The sequence below is a fragment of the Pseudoalteromonas sp. SG44-17 genome, assembly GCF_014164235.1.
GTDB classification, from domain to species: domain Bacteria; phylum Pseudomonadota; class Gammaproteobacteria; order Enterobacterales; family Alteromonadaceae; genus Pseudoalteromonas; species Pseudoalteromonas rhizosphaerae.
In genome coordinates this window covers 175,837-196,481 of sequence record NZ_JACJEV010000002.1, presented here as the reverse complement: position 1 = coordinate 196,481, position 20,645 = coordinate 175,837, and the positions used below count along the sequence as shown (strand labels likewise).

The following is a 20,645-nucleotide window of genomic DNA, read 5'->3' as shown; positions in this document are numbered from 1 at the left end:
TAAGCGCTTACAACTTCGCTTGTAGACACAATAACAACCACAACGAAGTACTTTTAACTCTTTGTCGATACTGGGGTTCAACTAATGAACATGACAACAACCAAAGTAAGCCGCCTTGTTGCGGCAATATCCATGACCATGCTATTTGGCTGTGGTGGAAGTGCCGAGACAAAATCTGACTTCACAAAAGTCGATCCACAAGAGCCTGTTTCTGATTGGCAAATGGTTTGGAGTGACGAATTTGATGGCACTAGTATTGATACTAACAAGTGGAACTTTGAATTAAATTGTGCCGGTGGTGGTAACAACGAGAAACAATGTTACACCGACAGTGAACAAAATGCCTTCATTAAAGACGGTGTACTAAACATAGTCGCCTTACCTGCAGATGAAGGTGCAGAAAAACCATACACATCAGCCCGTTTAAACACCCGTTACAATGCAGATTTTACTTATGGTCGTTTTGAAATGCGTGCAAAATTACCTTCTGGACAAGGTAGCTGGCCTGCATTTTGGATGATGCCAACCGATGAAGAATATGGTACTTGGCCGCGCTCTGGTGAGATTGATATTTTAGAAGCGGTAAATTTAAAAACAGTTGCTGAAGATGGCACCGTTGAAGCTAATATTCATGGCACACTTCACTATGGTCGTGAATGGCCTAACAACTCGAACTCTGGTAAAGCGTATACATTCCCTGAAGGGATGAATCCTGCAGACGATTTTCATACTTACGCGATTGAATGGCAAGAAGGTGAGATTCGCTGGTACGTAGATGGCTATTTATACGCCACTCAACGTCGCTCTGAAGTTCGTTACAATTCAAAAGATGAAGCTGTTGGCTTAAAGCATAAAGGCTGGTTTGCTGAATACTTTGAACAAGGTAGCGGCGAGCTAACAACTCATTGGGATACAGCACCATTTGATAAAGATTTTTATCTTATTTTAAACAATGCTGTTGGTGGTGATTGGCCGGAAAACGTAAATAACTTAGGCGTTGACGCTGCAGCATTTGCAGAAGGTCAAAGCTTTGAGATTGATTACGTTCGTGTTTATGAATGTGCCTCTAACCCAGCCACAGGTAAGGGTTGTGAAACAGTACGCCCAGGTTACGATAACTTAGAAGATGCACTTGTTGAAGGTAAAGCCCCTGTACCTACTCCACCAAGTGATGGCGTTGCAAAAAACCTTGATATTTTCAATGGTAGCTTAAACGCAAACTGGATCGCTTGGGATTGCTGTGGCGGAACCACACCAGAAACCATTACCGACGCTGATAAAGGCGACGTTATTAAATTTAATATCAACGATAATAACGGTACCGTATTAGGTTTCTCTACCCGTGGTGGTCACTTTCCTGACGATTTTACAGGGACATCATCTCCGTTTGATGCTTCACCATTACTTGAATTTAATGGTCGTTTAACTTTTGATATGAAAGTAGTTACTCCTCCAACATCTTCAACTACTTGGTTATTAAAAGCCGAAGCGGGTGATGGTGGTCCTAATACAGGCGATGTAGCCCTTAGCGATAGTAATGAAGGCGTAACACCGGTTACAGGCCAATGGCAAACCTATACATTCCCACTTTCTTTACTACAAGAAAGAGGCTTAGATTTAAGTGCCATTGATGTATTAATGGTATTTCCAACATGGCAAACAGGTGAAGGCGCTGAGTACTTAATTACCAATGTTGCTATTGAAGGCGATGTCGGTGAATCACCATCTGTAGACCTATTCACAGACGGACAAAACTTAGATTGGCCAATGTGGGATTGTTGTGGCGGCTCTACGCCAATTGAAGCAATGGACGATGAAGAACACGGTTTAACCGCAGAGTTCAGCATTGGCGAAGCCCCTACTGTAATGGGTTTCAACACTCGCACCTCAGCCGGTGGTAGTGGTAAACCATTTGATGCAACAAGTATTTTAGAAAATGGTGTACTGCAGTTTGATGTAAAAGTGATGTCAAATCCAAATGATCCAGCGGCTGTTTGGACAATGAAAATAGAATCTAATGAAGGTGATACCGCAGTAGAAGTTCCACTGACAGATGCAGGCGATGCACCTGTTGCAGGTGAGTGGAAAACATACACCTTCACATTTGAAGAATTAGCCGGTGCGGGTTTAGATGTAAGTGCCATTGACGTTGTGATGATCTTCCCAGCATGGGGTACAGGCGAAGGTGCAGTTTACCGTGTAGATAACGCTAAAATGTATGATCCGAGCGCAGCATCAGCAGCAGGCAACGAAATTACCATCTTCCAAGATACTGCCGCAGATATGTGGAGTATTTGGGACTGTTGTGGTGGCTCTACACCGACTGAAGAAACTGACGATGCTGATCATGGCACAGTGGCTGAGTTTGTCATTGGTGCTACACCAACAGTAATGGGCTTTTTAGCTGACGAAGGTGTTTCTTTTGATGCATCAGCAATATTAGCAAATGGTGTTGTGCAATTTGAAATGAAAATGGTGACACCACCAAATGATCCTGACTCAGTATGGACATTTAAAATCGAGTCAACAGGTGCAGCAACGGCGGTAGAACTTCAACTTGCACAAAGCGTTGAAGGTGAAGTACCGGTTATTGGGCAATGGCAAACATACACGTTTACAGTGCAATCATTATTTGATGCAGGTTTGGACATTAGCGATATCAATGTACTGATGGTTTTCCCAGCATGGGGAACAGGTGAAGGTGCAGTTTATCGTATCGACAATGTCGTTATCGCTAACCCATAAACCCTAATTCAGTGGTAGGTGCTAAATTATAAGCGCCTACTTACCGTAATAAATTAAGTAAAAGCAGAGCAATTATGAACACAAATAAGTTTAAAAAAAGCCAATTAGCGGCTTCTGTATCACTTATCATCGCTGCAAGCACATTTAACTTCGCTTATGCTGCGCAAGAAAATACTGCCGAACCTGAACTAGAAGTTATTGAAGTAAAAGGTATTCGCGGTTCATTAATCCGTTCAATGGATGTAAAACGTGACGCATCTGGCGTGGTCGATGCCATTTCTGCTGAAGAAATGGGTAAATTTCCAGATACTAACTTAGCTGAATCGCTACAGCGTATTACGGGTGTATCAGTAAGTCGTTCAAATGGTGAAGGTAGCCAAATTACAGTGCGTGGTTTTGGCCCATCATTTAACCTTGTAACACTTAACGGCCGTCAAATGGCGGGCACCGGTTTTACACGTTCATTTAACTTTGAGAACTTATCATCTGAAGGTGTTAGTTCACTTGAAGTTATGAAAACAGCGCGTGCAGATACACCAACAGGTGGCCTTGGTGCAACTGTAAATATTGTTACCGCTAAACCTCTACAAAAGCCGGGTCAGCGTTTTTCATTAATGGCTAAAGGCATTCACGATACATCGGTAGCAGAAGGTGATGAGGTAACACCTGAAATTGCAGGTATTTACAGCAATACTTTCGCTGACGAAATGTTTGGTTTTTCAGCTAACTTTTCATACCACCGCCGTGACTTTCAACGCCAGTCTGCGAATGTACGCTCTTGGTTAGTTAACCCTAACCTATCGGTTGATGCAGAAAATATTATTGATAATCGTCCAATGGATGCGGATGGCAACCCAGCGAAACAATTTTTCGAACCTATTTCAGGCGAATACATATCAGCAGCCTTCTTCCCACAAGAAGTAAGTTTTGCAAAAGATGATATTAAGCGTGAGCGTTTAAATGCCCAAGCAACATTCCAATTTGCGCCTACTGATAATTTAACCTTCACACTTGACCATACAATTTCGCAAGCCACAACGGGTAATAATTCGTTATCGTGGGGTATTTGGAACGGCTCATTTGGCGGTAATGCAAATGCATACGAGCTTGATGAAAATGGCACAGCCATTTACTACAACTCAGCTGGTGATGATGCCTCATTCACGGCATTTCGTGAAACTGCTGAAGTAGACTCAAAAGCAACTGGTATTAATGTTGAGTGGTTAGCAACAGAAAACCTAAGTTTTAATTTTGATGCGCATACTTCAAAAACCACCACTGATAACGGTAAAGATCCTGGCTTAAACTCTAATGCCCGTATTATTTTAGGCTCAGCAGATCTCTCTACTAAAGAATACTCTTTCCGCGAAGGGGATGTACCGGGTTTTAATATTAATTGGAACAACGGCACACAAGAAGTAAGCCCAAATCAAATTGGTTCTAACTTCAGTATTTTCACTAGAACGCCGGGGGAGTCAGAAGTTTCTCAAGTACAATTAGATGGTAAGTTATTCACCTATACCGATATTGGTCTTGAAACCGTTAAATTTGGCGCAGCCTATACCAAGCAAACACTCAGCGGTTGGGGCGGTTCTAATAACGCGAATTCACCCGGTTTTGGTAATGGTACTTTCGCTGAAATTTTCCCAGATGCGATGTTCGAAAGGGTTGATTTAAGCGGATTCCTTGACGAATTTTCATTTGGTCCTAATGGCGTAGCGCCAGGTTATGCTTATACCTATGATCTTGATGAAGCGTTTGCTCGTCAAAGTGCTTATTTAACTGAAGACGTAGTTGGCAGTGATGTATATCAAATTGGTAACTTTGATAACTTCCCTGTTAATGAGGTAGAAGAAGAAACCATTAGCGTTTATCTTTCTAGCAACTGGGCGTTTAACGTTAGCGACTACGACGTGTTTGTAAACTTAGGCCTTCGCTATGAAGAAACTGATATTGTAAGCCCAGCTAAAAGCCGAGTGGCTGAGCAAGTGTATTGGGCTGGCGGTGCAGAATGGATAACCCAGTTCGCAAGCGGTGGGGACTTTGTTGAAGTTGACTATGAAGGCCAATACGACTTACTACTCCCTATGATTGATATTAAAGTTGATCTTACTGATGACTTAGTGACTCGCGCCTCATGGGGTCAAACAATCACCAGACCAACACTCGGTGATATGCTTGGAAATTTAAGCTTAACCCCATCACCTAAATTAAACTCAAGAAGCGGTAGCCGTGGTAATCCGAATTTAAAGCCATTTAAATCAACTAATCTAGATTTAAGCCTTGAGTATTACTACAGCGAAGGCAGCTATGCTGCAATTGGCTTATTCTGGAAAGATGTGGATGACTGGATCGATAAAACTAATATAAAAACCACCTTTGAAGGCTTACACGATGTCTATTTAGGTCAGCGTTGGAACAACGCCGTAGCCGCCATTGAAGCTCGTGGAGATCAAGCAACTGATACTGCAATTCGTGATGAAATTGTAGCTAATGGTGTGGGCATTGGTGAAAACGACCGCATATTACCAGACCCAGCAACCGATCCATTGATTGAATGGACTATCGAGTCACCTGAAAACGTCGGAAAACGTAAAGTAAACGGTTTTGAATTTGCTGTTCAGCACTTGTTTGGCGACTCGGGCTTTGGTGCGGGCTTCAATGCCACCGTTGTTGATGGTGATGTAGAGTACGATAACTACTACCTTGCGTCTCAAGCTGTATTGGCTGGCCTAAGTGACTCTGCAAACCTACAAGGTTTTTATGAGAAAGATGGTTTGTCAGTTAAAATAACTGGTGCATGGCGTGATGAATACTTAATTGCACAAGGTTTACCTGATTCAGGTGCTACGGCTCCTCCACAATACGCGAAAGAGTACTTGCAGTGGGATATTAGTGTGAACTATGAAGTTAACGAAAGCACAACGGTATTCTTTGAAGGTGTAAACTTAACCAACGAAACTGAGCGCTCATTTAGCCGTTTCGAAAGTCAGTTCTTGAGTGCGGCTCAATACGGCCCTCGTTATGCCTTTGGCGTTAGATACTCTATGGGCAATTAATACATTGCCCAAACACAGTTTTTGATTACCCCTTATAGTTGAAAAGTCAAAGCCGCTCATTGAGCGGCTTTTTTTATAACTGTTTAATTTTTTCTAATAGCTTATCGGTTGTCCAATCAATATCGTTATAGGCAATATCGGGCTTATAGTAATCACCCTTTCCTCTTGCTCTATCAACATACACTTTATTAGGAATAATAACTTTACCTAACCCTGAGGGTAACTCGGCTAGTCGAACATCCATATACAATGAGTCAGCACTGCTTGGCGCGCCAAATAACTGAGTGTTTGAAAACTGCTTAAATACATCAATGGCGCCAAGACAGGCACTTGCACACTGTGGCGGCACAATAACAAAAACCTGTGTTTTAAAGTCACTCACTAGCGATGTATTTTCGCTTTGATTTGATTTGCTTTGCTTTGCTTCTATATAAAATGGCTTATTGTTTTCAAGTGACTTTGCCATACCTGCAGCTATTTCTTTAATCTCTTTATGGACTTCAGGTTGATCTTTCACCACTTCAATTAACGATTTAACATAGTTAGTATTATCTTTTGACGCTCTCCACCAAACCCGGCTATTTTGTGAGTAGTTATCCATTTTTTGTTCAACAACTTGCTCACCCCACAACGCTTTTGCAAGCTTTAAGCTCCAATAAGACGAGCCACCTTGGTTATGACGAAGATCTAAAACCACCGTTTTTGCACTGAGTAACTTAGTACGTTGATCAGTCACTTTTTTATACAGGTTATTGTAATCATGAGTTTGCTTATCGTTATTTGCAAAACTGGGCATAGCAATCCACGCTATGTTTTGCGCAGGCCAAGTTAAATCGGTTGTAAGCTCATCCCCATTATAGGCATGTGTTAAATGCTTACTTACACTCTTTGGCCGAACAGACCAATCAAGGGTTTTACTGTAAGCTTGCCCATTAGCTTTAATAAATTGACATTCTTTTAGAGGTGTTAAAAATGGGTTACCATCATCAATTAGTAACCGCCAACCTTGCTGCCACCAATGCCCAGGTTGTGTAACCTGTCCATGAAATTTAAACACTCTTTGTCGCATTAAAGTCTCGGTACTTTGCCCATCGCAACCACTTATCACATCACCTTTATTTATATTATCTGTTTCACTGTAATATACTTTTAATGCATCACCCCGCCAAACGGCACTAAAACCAGGCCAACGACGAGCAGGTCGTTCAACGCTTGAAAACACACCTGCATGACCATCTTGTAGCACAGTACTAAAACGCGCAATTGCCGCAATATGAACCTGCGGCCCGCTCGCTTTGGCAGACAGTGCAAGTGCCTCTGCTTTTGCTTGCTTTAATAGTTCAGGAAAGGCTGGGTTGTTAACATCAAACATACCAGGGTGGTTTTGTACCGATATGCCGTAAGCGGCTTCAATATCACGCTCACTAACACTGCGCCATTGTTCTGGGGTTTGAGGAGAAACCGGTAATTCAGCCACACTTAAGGTAGGCGCAATTAATAAAGCGCATAATAAAGTACGATTAACTATTGTTGTTTTTATTTTCATGAAAATCCTTTTTAATGCGATCAATTACTTTAGATCCACCAAGGGTGATCAACCCCCCGATCTCAAGCAAGTAAAAAACTACCAGTTTATTTTAAAGCAATAACTTATCAGAACAACTTAACCCGAAGCCAGTCGAAGTTCAACTAACTGCAGCCTAGGTCACTATTTCTTATCAATATTTACTAGTAAAGCAAACTAGCTTTGCTAGTATGAGGTAATTATTATTTTTATGTCTCACTTATGCGCAATACTACCGTGAAAATAAGGAATAGCTTCCTCTTCCCAAGCTCCCGCTTCCTCAGGTTCAACGGTATCATATTGGCTTTTATTACTCTGCTATTGAGCGGCGCAGCTTTCGCTGAAGATAACTGTTATTTAACAGCTATTGCAAACAATGTATCAACCCCCTTGTTGCAAGGTGTTGCATCAGACATAAGACTAGAAAAAGGGGTTAACAAATTTGAATTAGTATGTACCCTAAGCCAAAGTGGTGTATTCACTTTTACTCGTCCTGCACTTAAGAGTTTTTCGTGGCAACAAGATGGCGTATCAAAGACCCCCTTAAAAACGAATCAGATAGCCGTTTTAATGGAGCAAGGCAGCTTTAACGCGCAGCTCATTGTAACAGTAACAAATAACTACACTCCTCGTTTTACATGGCTAAATACACAACAGTTTATTGGCAGAGTTCAGTTATATAATTTAATTTTCGGAGTGTTTTATGGCTTGTGTGCCACACTTATTTTTTATGTACTAATAATAGGTTATGGTATTAAAGATGCTATTTTCAAACAGTATGGTGCATACCTTTTTTGTATTGCTAGCTTTATCTTTTTACAAGAAGGTCAACCCTATTTATTTGCTCAAAATCAGTTTTCTGAGTTTATCAGAAATCTTTATTCATTAAGCATTGGTTTAACCGTATTAAGTGCGACTTGGTTTATGTGCGCAATATTAGAATTGCCGCAATATTGGCCAAAAGTGAGTAAATTTTTAAAAATTGCCGCTTTATGTGTACTTACCTTGTGCTTACAAAAAGTAGCCTTAGATTTACCCGCTATTGCTGATATCACCTCAGCGATTACAGGCTACTTATCATTATTGATTGTAATGAGTATTTTTATACTCTCAGCCGTGCAAGCTAAGCAAGGTGTGAATGAGGCAGGCTTAGTTTTTATAGCCTTAAGCTGTGTATTTATTAGTATGACTTTTAGAATATTACTCACCGAATACAGCCCTTTTATTCAACGTTATGGGTTTGTGATTGCTTTTACTCTTGAGTCATTACTACTGGCCATCGCCGTCGCCAAGCGAATACAAAGACTCAGTTATGCAAAAAAACAGGCTGAACGACACGCTAATTACGACCCCCTTTGTCATATACATAATCGTCGCGGTTGGAGCTTAAAAGCAAACGACTTATTAACTCAACATGCTCAACAAGGCGGTATCCTGTGTTTTTTATATATAGACTTAGACCGCTTTAAAGTAATAAATGATAGTTATGGCCATGATGTTGGCGATAAAGTGTTAAGCAAAGTAGCGCAATTGATTAATAACCATATGCGCAGTGAAGATGCGGTTGGACGCTTAGGCGGGGATGAGTTTGTGGCTATGGCATTATTTACCAGCAAAGATAAAATTAACCAACGAGTTGCGACTCTTGAACAAAAGTTAAATGCGCTTAGCTTAGAGCACCAAGGTAACACCATCGCTATTTACGCAAGCGTAGGGCAAATCAACTATAGCGAAGCGCCTAAAAATTTAGATGAGGTTTTAAAAGCCGGTGATGAAGCAATGTATCAAAAAAAGTCATTACGAAAAGCGCAGGCTAAGCAAACCTACACAAGAGAAAACGCCTAAAGTAATCGTTTAGGCGCATAATCATTACTCGTCTTTTTTGAATAAGACTTCTGGGTTTACCATAGTTTTCATTTCTAAAACATTGCCGTTTGGATCTTCAATAAAAAACGTCTCTTGTTCAAATTCATTGCCAACAAAACGACGGTATGGTTTATCTAAATATTCGAGACCAGCAGCCGCAATGCGCGTTTTTAAAGCTTGAAATTGATCTTCTGATAGATGAATGCCAAAGTGAGGGACTGCCACCGCGCCCATATCAACATCATGACGTACCGTTGGTAAGCGCTCTTCGCTTTGGTGAAGCGTTAACTCGTTACCCCAAAAATCAATGTCTACCCATCGCCCTGCTTCACTATTGCCCGTTTTACAGCCAAGTACGTCACAATAAAATGTTTTCGCTTTTTCGAGATCACCTGCCGGTATTGCCAAGTGCAAACAGTTGGACATAAATTACCTTCATTAATAACTTTTAACATATGAAATATGCTGCATTATACATAAATTGCAATTTATATAACATTAACAACATCTGTTTTGTGCTATTAAATGCGAGGGCTATGGTTTGTGATGTGCGCGCTAAAAGTAAATTTTTATTATTAAAATTCGTCAATCCAAAATTATTAATTCCTATCATGGTATCAGCAGCTTTGATAGGCCTTATTGTCTAGTTTATGTCATTCCCGAAGAGTCATAGTAGCAATACTTATTTATCAATATACGCCTAGCCGACAGCTTTGCCATTGGCTTTCTTGCAAGCTCTGTCATCATATTTTATGGTTATTACATCGAGCACAGTGTTGATGACTTTACTGGCGCTTTAGGAATGTGTGTATTCTTCATCCGTGTATATCTGCAGCGTATTTATTTTTATTAGGGGCGCCAAATCCTTAGTAACCTGAATTTTTTCTAAATAGTCTAATAAAATCTTAACGATATCCCAAAACAAAAAATAACAGGCCTTTTTTTGATCAGTTACAGCTTCCCTTACGTAATGTTCACACAGCTATAACACTGTAACATTCAATTAAAGGAAAAATTATGAATAAAGTATTTAAGCTATGCGCAGTCATACTTCCCTTGTTACTGATCCAAGGCTGTAATGACGATGATAACGTACCTGTAAGTACTGACCCACAACCAATTACTACCATTTTTGATGCTGCACAAAGTTCTGATGATTTCACTACACTCGTTGCAGCTTTAGAAGCAACAGGTCTTGACGAGACTCTTGATGATGCAACGAATAGTTACACAGTATTTGCTCCCACCGATGCGGCTTTTGCATTACTAGGTGAAGACAAAATCAACGCTTTATTAGCTGATACTGACAAGCTTAGTTCAATATTAACCTATCATGTTTTATCAGGTAGTGTTGATGCACAAACAGCAATTAGCCTCGCAGGCACAACGGTTGCAACTGTCAATGGTCAATGGTCAAAATATTGCTCTATCTTTAAATGGCGATACGCTGTTAGTAAACACAAGCACCGTTACCATGACTGATATTGAAACTGATAACGGTATTATCCACGTCATTGATGCTGTTTTAATGCCTAAAGAAGTTTCTGAAACTGCGCCAACGAAAAATATTATTGAAACAGCGCAACAAGCTGGTAATTTTAGTACGTTACTCACAGCGCTTGATGTTGCGGGTTTAACAGCTGCATTGTCTGATAATTCAAAGGAGTATACTGTATTTGCCCCAACAGACGCTGCATTTGAAGCTGTTGGTAGCAAAATGATAAACACCCTATTAGCTAATCCAGATGTACTCGGCAATATTCTAAAACAACATGTGTTAACTGGCTTTATTGATTCAGTAACCGCAATGTCTCTAAACGGTCAATCAGCTGAAACACTGCTTGGTAATACTTTACCTATTTCAATTAACGCAGACACCAACATCTTGATGTTTGGCGGCGCTAATGTGGTAATAACTGATATAAAAACAACTAATGGCATTGTTCACGTAATTGACTCTGTGATTGTTGCTGACGTTGCCCTACCAGAGAGTTTTGGCACAATTGCGGATGTTGCAAGTGAAAATGGCAGCTTTACTACATTACTCGCCGCACTCTCAGCAACAGGTTTAGACGCATTGGTTAGCGATCCAACCAGCACATTCACGGTATTTGCACCTACTGACGCAGCATTTGCTGCCCTTGGTCAAGACACTATTGACGCTTTATTGGCAGATACCGACACGCTTCGTGATATTTTACTTTACCATGTAGTAGCAGATGCCAATGTACTATCTGATGCAGCAGCCACCATTGCAAACAGCGAGAACAACAAAGTTGAAATGGCAAATGGTGATATGGCTGCTTTATCGTATGTAGACAGCTCACTGTTTATTAATGATGCGGCGGTAACTACAGCGAATGTAACTGCTGACAACGGCGTTATTCATGTATTAAACAAAGTGATTATGCCACCCGCTGAAGTAGGCACACCGACCAAAACTATTGCAACAGTTGCCACAGAAACATCTGCATTATCTACACTAGTAACTGCACTGCAAGCAGCAGGGTTAGTGGATACGTTTAACGATACCACTAAATCGTTTACGGTATTCGCACCAACAAATGCGGCATTTAGTAAAATTCCTACCGCTGATTTAAATGCTTTATTAGCTGACACTACTGCACTTACTGGCGTACTTACTCAACATGTATTAGCTGCCCAAGTAGGTAGTACTGATGCGTTTGCTGCTAACGGTAAAATGGTCACTACACTTGCTGAGAATATGCTAAGCGTAAACGTGGTAGATTTTACCAGTACCGAAAATACAGCAACAGACAGCGTAGCTTATGATGCAACTAATAATCGTTTAGTAACGGGTATGGCCGATGCAATGCCAGGTAAAACGGTGTATGTATTTGATAACGACTTAGGTGAAGCAATGAGCGTATGTGAAGCAACTTGTGCAACAACGTGGCCACCCGTGTTAGGCACTGCGGCGTCTATCGAAAATATTCCGGGTTTATCCTTGATTGCTCGCTCAGATGACAGTATGCAAGTCGCTTACCTTGGCCGCCCTTTATATACCTTCTCAGGTGATACGGCAGCCGGTGAGAGTAATGGTCAAGCTGTGAACGATATTTGGTGGCAAGTAAGCTTACCGGCTACATCACTACAAGTAGCTGGCAGCAATGTAACAACCACTGATATTTACACTAGCAATGGCGTTGTGCACTTAATTGATACAGTGATCACAACGGCCAAATAATTAAATTTTACTGTGAGATAAGCCAGGAGTGATGCTATTTGCTCCTGGCTTTTTTATATAAAAAATAGGCTTACTTATTACTACTTTGAGAGCTTGTTGGGTAACCAAATACTACTTTTAATTTAGCTTTTAACCCGTTTGCCCTGTAGGTACTTTTAAATAAATACTGCCACTGATGAAAGGTAATTTTGATCGGGTTATTACTGTTTAGTTGGCCAATAATGCCGTATTTACAGGGTTTGTTTTCATCTTCTTCGACGTAAGTGCCAAATAATTTATCCCAAATAATTAAAACACCAGCGAAGTTTTTATCTAAGTAGCCATTATTTATAGCGTGGTGCACCCGATGATGCGATGGGGTATTAAATAATGCTTCAAACCAACCGAGCTTTTTTACCACTTGAGTGTGTACAAAAAATTGATAAGCCAAATTAAGTGCCACCACAGCAAAAACAATCACAGGCTCAAAGCCTATTAATATCATCGGCAACCAAAATAGCCACATTCCCGCCAGCGGATACATTAAACTTTGCCTAAATGCCGTGGTAAAGTTCATTTTAGTAGAACTATGATGCACTACATGAGCGGCCCATAACCAATGAATATGGTGTGATGCACGATGAAACCAATAGTATAAAAAGTCTTGCAGTAAAAAAGCGCCTAATACAGTAAATACTGTCAATTCAATATCAAATAGTCGAAACTGATACAGCCAATAAAAAAACGGCATTAATAATAATAACGCAATGGCATCAGCTCCTTGATGTAATAAAGCAAGTAACGCGTTGGCTAAGCTGTCTTTTATATCGTAGTAACGTCTAAATTTTATAAACTCAAACCCTACAAACAGCAAAAAAATAGGGCTCAGTGCCAATAAAATAATTTCAATGCTCATGGCGTTTCTCCTGAAAATAGCTGGCTATTTTTTTAAGTGCTTGGCTAACATCTTTTTTTATAAAAAAAGCCAGTATAAAATTGGGTAACCACAAAGGCGCAATGCAACGAATATGGTAGCTGATCTCGGTGAGTGATGGCTGAGCATTATTGGCTTTTAAGTAAATATCACCACGGTGCTGTGCAACGGGTTTATCCCCTAAAATACGGTAACTAATGTGGCTATTATCGGCCGTTATTATTTGCTCTTTAAATGTTGTACCTTGCATTTTTATTTGTCTAATAGTGCCTTTTCCGCCACTTATTTCACCCGAGTCTTGCGGTGTTAACACTTTAAACTGCGCATTAAAAAAGCGCCCCAAATCAGCATGCGCTAATAATAAGGTGCGTAATTGTTCAGGCGTTGCTGCCACACTATGTTTAACATTTATCTCAATCATTGTGTGCCCCCTATTATTTTTATAGATCTCTAGCATATAAAAATATTGCATGGCAAACTTGCGATTAGATGACTATTTTTTAGCTTTAGGCGACAAATGAAAACCTTAGCCGATCATTACTTTTCTAGCTGTTTGGATTATCTTCAAAGCAAAAAATTAGATAGCCAAGAGATACTAACTACCATTGAATTTGATGAATATACAAATAAGCAAACACAACAATTAGCACCACGTATTAGCTTAAAAAGCTACAATGCGCTGCTTAGTTATGCACAGCAAACGCTAAACGACTCCTTATTTGGGTTTGAGTTAGGAAAACAAATACGTACCGCTGATTTTGGTGTACTTGGGTATTTAATTGAATCGAGTACTAATCTAGCCAGTGCCATTACTGCATTACTGAGTTACGACAGTTTAGTGGCCAACATAGGGCGTGCTGAGTTTGAACAGCAACGAACACTTTGCAAGGTAACCTGGTTAGCAGACCCACAGTGCAGCCCACAGGCCGTATTACGAAATATGACCGCGTGGGTAAGTGTTATACGCCAACTACTTAATCCTCAGCTTTCGCCTAGTTGCGTTTATTTTACAGCACATTTTTCAGATAGTGAGTTGCAACAATTAGCGCAATGGTTTAATTGCCCAGTAAAAGCTGGCGCTAACTTTAATCAAGTAGAGTTTCCAAGTAGTTACTTAACCCTGCCTTTTAAAACCGATAACTCCCAGATTAACGCTGTGCTTAAGCAAATGTCAGAGCAACAGCTATCCCAGTTTAAAAGTCAGCAATTATTAACAGAAAAAATTAATCATATTTTAATGGCTAAATACGATTTGCAGGACTGCTCACTGATCAGAACGGCTAGTGCTTTAAATATGACCCCGCGCACAGTGCAACGCCACCTAAAGCAAGAAAACACCAATTTTGGTGATCTTCTTGAGCAAGAGCAAAAACGCCGTTTGTTAACTTATATTCCTCATTATTCGCTCAGCAGTATTGCAACTATGTTGGGGTTTAATGATCAAAGCTCTTTTAATCGTGCCTTTAGGCGCTGGTATCATTGCTCACCTCGCCAATTCATAAAAAACAATAATTAAACACTTTGCTTACTCAAAAAATACATTTGTCGTATACCTTCTTACTAACTTTCTTTACACTAACCTTATGGTGTTGCTTTAAAGACAATTATTTATGCGTTTGGTGTTAGCTGTTTTTGTATTGGTTTTTTATAGTGCGGTCTGTCACGCAAACCCGGTTACCTTCATCGCTGAAGATTTACCGCCTTATCATTTTATAAACCCTCAAGGTGAAACGCAGGGCGCCTTAGTAGATATCGCTAAAGCAGTATTAAAAGGTACGGCTTTAACTGCAAAATTTGAAATAATGCCGATGGCGCGTATGTTTCCACAACAACAAGCCAATCCTAATGCAATCATGCTGTCACTGTTAAAAACTCCAAACAGAAATAGCCAGTTTAAGTGGCTGGGGAAAGTGTATTTTGCAGATGCATACCTAGTAAGTTTACGTAGTCATAACGATGAAGTGATTCACTTAAACTTTGCCAAAAAATACAAAGTAGCCACTATTCGCGGTTATTCTGCACAGGCTTATCTAGAAGCTCAAGGCTTTACTGAAAATGAGAATCTAGTCTTAGTGAGTTACTACCAGCAGCTATGGAAAATGCTGTATAAAAATCGTATCGATTTTGTGGTGACTAACACCCTCACACTTGAAAACGAGTTAAAGCGAACAGGGCTCGACCCAAGCTTAATTACTAAGCGTATACATTTAGATGAGCTACCTTCTTCTCTTCACTTTGCAGCAAGTAAGCAGCTTAACCCGCAAACAGCGAAAATTATTACTGATAGATTAAACGCGATAAAAGAAAGCGGTGAATACCAACAAATTTTAAATAAATGGCAACTCCCTATTCCAACGCGCCTTTAGTATCGAGTAGGTAAAACACCCTGTGTTAAGTAATTTTTTAATGAAGTAAATAAAGGTGAAGGTAAGTTATTAATATCGCACCAACGCCACTGTAAACATTTGTTAGGCTCTTTATTTACAGGCTCGCCACCTTCATACTTTGCCTGTACATATAAGGTAATATAGTGATTGTTCTCAGCGCTAAAAATATCGTTGGTAAAATCGAGTTTACGAATATTAGTAACAGTAAGCCCAGTCTCTTCAGCGACTTCACGCACTGCACATTGCTCTACCGTTTCACCAAATTCTAAATGCCCCCCAGGGGTTGCCCAGGTATTTGCACCATGTGCGCCTAACCGTTCACCGAGTAAAATTTTATTATCATGCATTACTATCACTGCAACGCCTACTCTGACAACTTGACTCATTATTACCACATTAAATAGTTCATCATTTTTATATGTTACCTCATTTAAATCATCAAACTAGTCGTTAGTTCGTTATAAACCATAGCGTTAGCTAAAAACCACACAATCCGTTTATTATTTAACCGACCATAGTCGAATATCACTCCTGATAAAAAGCGCTTAGTTTTAAGGTCTGTTGATCTTTCAAGCTTTAATTTGCAAAGGTCAACAGACCCTAAATAAAGTTATATTAAATTTTGCTCAGGAGCCTTTATGTCAGGTGAATACAAACAACATTACAACGAGTTTAAACAAAACCCGGCAGCGTTTTGGTTATCGCAAAGTAAACGCCTCCCTTGGTACCAGGCTCCCGAAACAGCTTACACACAAGATGAAAACGGTTTATATCACTGGTATGCCGATGGCCAACTTAATAGCTGCTTTTTAGCCGTAGATCAGCATGTTATTGCCGGCCATGGCGATGAAACAGCGTTAATTTATGACTCACCCGTAACCAATACCGCGCGCAGCTACAGCTACTTTGAACTGCAACAAGAAGTCGCTAAATTCGCAGGATTAATGCAGTCTTTAGGCGTAACAAAAGGCGACCGCGTGGTTATTTATATGCCCATGATCCCCGAGGCCGTAATTGGCATGTTAGCCTGCGCTCGCATCGGCGCTATTCATTCGGTCGTTTTTGGCGGGTTTGCAGCACATGAGCTTGCCGTAAGAATTGATGACGCCAAGCCTAAGTTAGTACTCAGTGCCTCTTGCGGTGTAGAAGTGAATACCGTAATTGAATACAAAGAGTTACTTGATAACGCCCTCGAATCAGCCTCGTATAAAGTAGAACATTGTATTATTTATCAGCGAGAGCAAGTAACTGCACCACTTATGCCTGAGCGTGATATTGACTGGGCTGTTGCAATGCAAACAGCTACTGGCGTTGATCCTGTTCCGGTAAGTGGCGATCACCCGCTTTATATTTTATACACTTCAGGCACAACGGGTACTCCCAAAGGGGTTGTTCGTGAAAATGGCGGCCATGCCGTTGCCATGCATTACAGCATGGAAACCGTATACGGAATGAAACCTGGTGACGTGTTTTGGGCCGCTTCGGATATTGGTTGGGTTGTAGGCCATTCGTACATAGTGTATGCCCCGCTTATGTACCGCTGCGCCACTATTTTATTTGAAGGTAAACCAATAAGAACCCCGGATGCCAGTGCATTTTGGCGTGTGGTTGAACAGTATAAAGTAACGGCTTTATTTAGCGCACCAACGGCCTTTAGAGCGATAAAAAAAGAAGACCCCAATGCCGATGGGTTTAAACAATACGATACTTCAAGTCTGAAACGCTTGTTTTTAGCAGGCGAGCGCTTAGATCCCCCCACCTACGATTGGCTCAAAGAAAAAACAGGCCTACCTGTACTTGATCATTGGTGGCAAACCGAAACTGGCTGGGCGATAGCCTGTAACCCTGTCGGCATTGAGCACCTGCCTACAAAAGCAGGCAGTTCAACGGTTGCTACTCCTGGGTTTGACGTACGTATTTTAGATATGAATGGTGACCAATGCGCCCCCAATAAACAAGGTGCAGTCGTTATTAAGCTGCCTTTACCACCAGGATGTTTACCCACTATTTGGCAAAATACCGAACGCTTTAAAGCCGGTTATTTAAGTGAATATGAAGGCTATTATCTTTCTGGCGACGGCGGTTATATTGATGATGATGGCTACCTATTTATTATGGGCCGCACCGATGATGTAATTAATGTCGCGGGGCATCGTTTATCAACTGGTGAAATGGAAGAAATTGTAGCCGCTCACCCAGCAGTTGCTGAGTGTGCCGTATTTGGTATTAATGATGCGCTCAAGGGTCAAAACCCCATGGCCATGGTAGTGTTAAAAAATGATTTTCATGGCTCGCATAAAGAAGTAGAACAGCAATTGGTGCAAACCGTGCGTAATCAAATCGGCGCTATTGCGTGTCTTAAAAATATTATGTGTGTAGAACGCTTACCAAAAACACGCTCAGGTAAAATTTTACGCAAAAACTTACGTCAACTTATTGATGGTGAAGAACTGCAAATTCCATCAACCATTGACGATCCGAGTATTTTTGAGGAATTAACTCTGCAACTTGCTGAAAATAAAATATAAATATTATTTCTAAAACGTCTATTTAAGCGCGGCTTAAATAGACTTTTCACGCCCCATCTGCTTAACTAGATTTCATTAAATAGTGAAACTCACGCAAATAAATCTCTTGGGAATATAAATGACTGAAATACGATCGCAGCTGCGAGAATTTTTACTGCAATGGTTTAGTCTTTATTTTCCTGGGAGTGCGTATTTATGGTACGACATATTAGTACTGTGCTGGGTTGGCTTATTTGCGCTCATATTGCACCTCATCTTAAGGTCAGTTTCAAAACGACTACTTAAAGGCCGCTTTAGTGATAAAGTTGTTCAAACCGATACCCACACGCCTGCCGACTTAGCGCTTAAATTAACACGTAATATTTCCTTTGTTTTACAAGGTGCTGTGGTTGTTATACAAGCAAGGCTCTGGGTTCCCGAAGGAACGGCTTTTTTACATATCATTGAGATGTTTACTGATCAGTGGATCATTTTATTTGCACTACTTTCGCTGTTCTCTTTGCTCAATATTTTTCAAGCGATATCTGATAGACAACCCATTGCAGCTCACTTTCCATTACGTGGTTTTTTACAAACAATTAAACTGATCGCCAGCGTATTAACCGGTATTTTAGCGATTTCATTATTAATGAATAAATCCCCGTTAATATTACTCAGTGGTTTAGGTGCGCTATCGGCTGTACTGCTACTGGTGTTTAAAGACGCTATTTTAGGGCTGGTGGCCGGTATTCAGCTCTCAGCAAACAATATGCTTGCGGTTGGTGATTGGTTAGAAATGCCCAAATACGGCGCAGATGGCGATGTGATTGATATAGCCTTGACCACAGTTAAAGTAAGAAATTGGGATAAAACTATTACCACTATCCCAACCTATGCGCTAATTTCTGACTCATTTAAAAACTGGCGCGGTATGTCAGAATCCGGTGGCAGGCGCATAAAACGGAGTATTCACATAGAAATGAGCAGTGTGCGCTTTTTAGATGAACAAGAAATCACCGCGCTGAAAAAAGCAGATTTATTAAGTCACTACCTCGAAATTACCCTACCGGCTATTAACGAGCAAAATACCACGAAAAAAATAGATATGAGCTGTACTTTAAATGGTCGCCGGCTCACTAATGTTGGCACATTTCGTCATTATTTAGTCGCGCTATTAAAACATCACCCACATATTCATCAGGGAATGACACTGATGGTAAGGCAGCTAGAGCCAACTAAAAATGGCTTACCCATTGAGATTTATGCATTTACCAATACAACTAATTGGGGTGAATATGAAAATATTCAGTCAGATATATTTGACCATATATTAGCGATATTACCCGCCTTTTCGTTACGTGCCCATGAGGCACCAACAGGGAACGATATTCGTCAACTAATTAAATAGTCACTAAATCCGTTTTAATTGCGCTATTAACCACTGGTGAATATCGCTGTTATTTGAACGTGGATGCCATGCAGCAATCACCTTAAATGGCGGTGGTAATAATTCAACCTCAAGCTGTTTCACTTTGGCGTTTGGCAGTAAACGCGATGGGTAAAAAGCAATTAAGTCAGTACTGCAAAGCAAATCGGGGACAAATGAAAAGCCAGGCACTGACATTACAATATTGCGCGCATAGCCCTTATCAGCAAACCATTGGTCGTGAGAGCCTCGTAAGTTAGCACGGGACGCCGAAACCACTAATTGAGGGTGTGCCGCCACTTCAGCAAGATTCAATGTCGATGAAGAAAACACCGTGTCTTTCCCTGCAATACAAATATGCTGTTCTTCAAATAATGTGTCATAGATTAAGTTTGCAGGGATAAATTCAGGAAAACTAATTAATAAATCCAGCTCTCCTGCACTTATTAATTGATTAACATTATCAGAGGCAAAGTCACGAATAATCAGCTTTAATCCTGGCGCTTTGCGTCTTGTTATTTCTAATAATTGTGGCAAAAGAGCTGCTATAGCGTAATCAGTCGCACTTATTGTAAATACGCCCTTGTAGCTACTTGGGGTAAATTGTTTAGGTATTAATAACGCTTCTACCTGAGTTAATATTTGATTAACGGGCTTCTCTAGTGCAATTGCCTTAGGTGTTGCAACCATTGTATTGCCTTGGCGAATAAAAAGCCGATCGTCAAATAAGTCACGCAATTTTCGCAGCTGCTCACTAATAGCCTGCTGGGTTAAGCCCATTTTTCGCGCCACATCCGACACATTTTTTAGTTTAAGTAATGCACTCAATATTCGTAATTGTTTTATATCAAGCCGAGATATACCATTCATAATTGTATCTTAAACAAAAAAGCATTGTTTCAAATTGTACCTTTTAATCCCTATGCTCACCAGCATTGTAATTGGCGCTAAACAGCATTATTAATTTAAA

Annotated in this window: 15 protein-coding genes; 9 read left to right on the top strand and 6 right to left on the bottom strand. The window is 40.5% G+C overall.

What is annotated here, in order from left to right; all coding sequences use genetic code 11:
* The first annotated feature begins 84 nt into the window (after window positions 1-84).
* Together H5182_RS02310 and H5182_RS02305 are read left to right on the top strand one after the other, a co-directional pair.
* On the top strand, window positions 85-2,745 hold the full coding sequence (locus tag H5182_RS02310; protein WP_182759437.1) for a glycoside hydrolase family 16 protein: 2,661 nt from the start codon (window positions 85-87) through the stop codon (window positions 2,743-2,745).
* Window positions 2,746-2,819: 74 nt separating this feature from the next.
* Window positions 2,820-5,804: a TonB-dependent receptor gene (locus H5182_RS02305; RefSeq protein ID WP_182759436.1), complete on the top strand. Its 2,985-nt coding sequence runs from the start codon at window positions 2,820-2,822 to the stop codon at window positions 5,802-5,804.
* Between the two features lie 73 nt (window positions 5,805-5,877).
* Here H5182_RS02305 and H5182_RS02300 read toward each other — a convergent pair whose 3' ends face one another.
* Window positions 5,878-7,350, bottom strand: a complete 1,473-nt coding sequence (locus H5182_RS02300) for a S41 family peptidase (protein WP_182759435.1) — start codon at window positions 7,348-7,350, stop codon at window positions 5,878-5,880.
* Window positions 7,351-7,668: 318 nt separating this feature from the next.
* Here H5182_RS02300 and H5182_RS02295 point away from each other — a divergent pair, with 318 nt between their 5' ends.
* Complete coding sequence (locus tag H5182_RS02295) at window positions 7,669-9,213, top strand: diguanylate cyclase (RefSeq protein ID WP_257326961.1); 1,545 nt, start codon at window positions 7,669-7,671, stop codon at window positions 9,211-9,213.
* A 24-nt stretch (window positions 9,214-9,237) separates the two neighbouring features.
* Here the strand turns inward: H5182_RS02295 and H5182_RS02290 are convergent, their stop codons facing one another.
* The gene (locus H5182_RS02290; protein ID WP_145234299.1) at window positions 9,238-9,660 is read right to left on the bottom strand and encodes a VOC family protein; all 423 of its coding nucleotides are present in this window, start codon (window positions 9,658-9,660) and stop codon (window positions 9,238-9,240) included.
* A gap of 591 nt (window positions 9,661-10,251) precedes the next feature.
* Between H5182_RS02290 and H5182_RS22605 the strand changes: the two genes are divergently transcribed.
* Both H5182_RS22605 and H5182_RS02285 read left to right on the top strand, forming a co-directional pair.
* The gene (locus tag H5182_RS22605) at window positions 10,252-10,716 is read left to right on the top strand and encodes a fasciclin domain-containing protein (protein WP_259398213.1); all 465 of its coding nucleotides are present in this window, start codon (window positions 10,252-10,254) and stop codon (window positions 10,714-10,716) included.
* Window positions 10,709-12,442, top strand: a complete 1,734-nt coding sequence (locus tag H5182_RS02285; protein WP_404936208.1) for a fasciclin domain-containing protein — start codon at window positions 10,709-10,711, stop codon at window positions 12,440-12,442. The genes H5182_RS22605 and H5182_RS02285 overlap by 8 nt, the downstream gene beginning before the upstream one ends.
* A gap of 70 nt (window positions 12,443-12,512) precedes the next feature.
* Here the strand turns inward: H5182_RS02285 and H5182_RS02280 are convergent, their stop codons facing one another.
* The gene (locus H5182_RS02280; protein WP_182734009.1) at window positions 12,513-13,337 is read right to left on the bottom strand and encodes a sterol desaturase family protein; all 825 of its coding nucleotides are present in this window, start codon (window positions 13,335-13,337) and stop codon (window positions 12,513-12,515) included.
* A complete protein-coding gene (locus tag H5182_RS02275) occupies window positions 13,327-13,776 on the bottom strand; it encodes an SRPBCC family protein (protein ID WP_182759434.1) in 450 nt (149 codons plus the stop codon). Before H5182_RS02275 ends, H5182_RS02280 begins: the two co-directional genes overlap by 11 nt.
* A gap of 96 nt (window positions 13,777-13,872) precedes the next feature.
* Between H5182_RS02275 and H5182_RS02270 the strand changes: the two genes are divergently transcribed.
* Together H5182_RS02270 and H5182_RS02265 are read left to right on the top strand one after the other, a co-directional pair.
* Complete coding sequence (locus tag H5182_RS02270; protein WP_182759433.1) at window positions 13,873-14,871, top strand: AraC family transcriptional regulator; 999 nt, start codon at window positions 13,873-13,875, stop codon at window positions 14,869-14,871.
* A 94-nt stretch (window positions 14,872-14,965) separates the two neighbouring features.
* Entirely contained in the window at window positions 14,966-15,721 is a 756-nt protein-coding gene (locus tag H5182_RS02265) for an ABC transporter substrate-binding protein (RefSeq protein WP_145234308.1), read from the top strand.
* Here H5182_RS02265 and H5182_RS02260 read toward each other — a convergent pair.
* The gene (locus tag H5182_RS02260; RefSeq protein ID WP_182759432.1) at window positions 15,718-16,128 is read right to left on the bottom strand and encodes an NUDIX hydrolase; all 411 of its coding nucleotides are present in this window, start codon (window positions 16,126-16,128) and stop codon (window positions 15,718-15,720) included. The two genes, H5182_RS02265 and H5182_RS02260, sit on opposite strands and share 4 nt — an antisense overlap.
* Before the next feature lie 252 nt (window positions 16,129-16,380).
* On the opposite strand from H5182_RS02260, the gene H5182_RS02255 reads away from it, so the two are divergent.
* Both H5182_RS02255 and H5182_RS02250 read left to right on the top strand, forming a co-directional pair.
* Window positions 16,381-18,270 (top strand): AMP-binding protein, encoded by a 1,890-nt coding sequence (locus H5182_RS02255; protein WP_182734003.1) that lies wholly within the window; start codon window positions 16,381-16,383, stop codon window positions 18,268-18,270.
* A gap of 118 nt (window positions 18,271-18,388) precedes the next feature.
* On the top strand, window positions 18,389-19,657 hold the full coding sequence (locus H5182_RS02250; RefSeq protein ID WP_182730753.1) for a mechanosensitive ion channel family protein: 1,269 nt from the start codon (window positions 18,389-18,391) through the stop codon (window positions 19,655-19,657).
* 3 nt (window positions 19,658-19,660) lie between these two features.
* On the opposite strand, the gene H5182_RS02245 is transcribed toward H5182_RS02250, so the two are convergent.
* On the bottom strand, window positions 19,661-20,545 hold the full coding sequence (locus tag H5182_RS02245) for a LysR family transcriptional regulator (RefSeq protein ID WP_182759431.1): 885 nt from the start codon (window positions 20,543-20,545) through the stop codon (window positions 19,661-19,663).
* Window positions 20,546-20,645: the final 100 nt, after the last annotated feature.

Coding starts and splice junctions, on each gene's coding strand:
- H5182_RS02300 (WP_182759435.1), bottom strand. CDS start 7,350: ATGAAAATAAAAACAACAATAGTTAATCGTACTTTATTATGCGCTTTA.
- H5182_RS02260 (WP_182759432.1), bottom strand. CDS start 16,128: ATGAGTCAAGTTGTCAGAGTAGGCGTTGCAGTGATAGTAATGCATGAT.
- H5182_RS02280 (WP_182734009.1), bottom strand. CDS start 13,337: ATGAGCATTGAAATTATTTTATTGGCACTGAGCCCTATTTTTTTGCTG.
- H5182_RS02290 (WP_145234299.1), bottom strand. CDS start 9,660: ATGTCCAACTGTTTGCACTTGGCAATACCGGCAGGTGATCTCGAAAAA.
- H5182_RS02265 (WP_145234308.1), top strand. CDS start 14,966: ATGCGTTTGGTGTTAGCTGTTTTTGTATTGGTTTTTTATAGTGCGGTC.
- H5182_RS02285 (WP_404936208.1), top strand. CDS start 10,709: ATGACTGATATTGAAACTGATAACGGTATTATCCACGTCATTGATGCT.
- H5182_RS02245 (WP_182759431.1), bottom strand. CDS start 20,545: ATGAATGGTATATCTCGGCTTGATATAAAACAATTACGAATATTGAGT.
- H5182_RS02310 (WP_182759437.1), top strand. CDS start 85: ATGAACATGACAACAACCAAAGTAAGCCGCCTTGTTGCGGCAATATCC.
- H5182_RS22605 (WP_259398213.1), top strand. CDS start 10,252: ATGAATAAAGTATTTAAGCTATGCGCAGTCATACTTCCCTTGTTACTG.
- H5182_RS02255 (WP_182734003.1), top strand. CDS start 16,381: ATGTCAGGTGAATACAAACAACATTACAACGAGTTTAAACAAAACCCG.
- H5182_RS02275 (WP_182759434.1), bottom strand. CDS start 13,776: ATGATTGAGATAAATGTTAAACATAGTGTGGCAGCAACGCCTGAACAA.
- H5182_RS02305 (WP_182759436.1), top strand. CDS start 2,820: ATGAACACAAATAAGTTTAAAAAAAGCCAATTAGCGGCTTCTGTATCA.
- H5182_RS02250 (WP_182730753.1), top strand. CDS start 18,389: ATGACTGAAATACGATCGCAGCTGCGAGAATTTTTACTGCAATGGTTT.
- H5182_RS02270 (WP_182759433.1), top strand. CDS start 13,873: ATGAAAACCTTAGCCGATCATTACTTTTCTAGCTGTTTGGATTATCTT.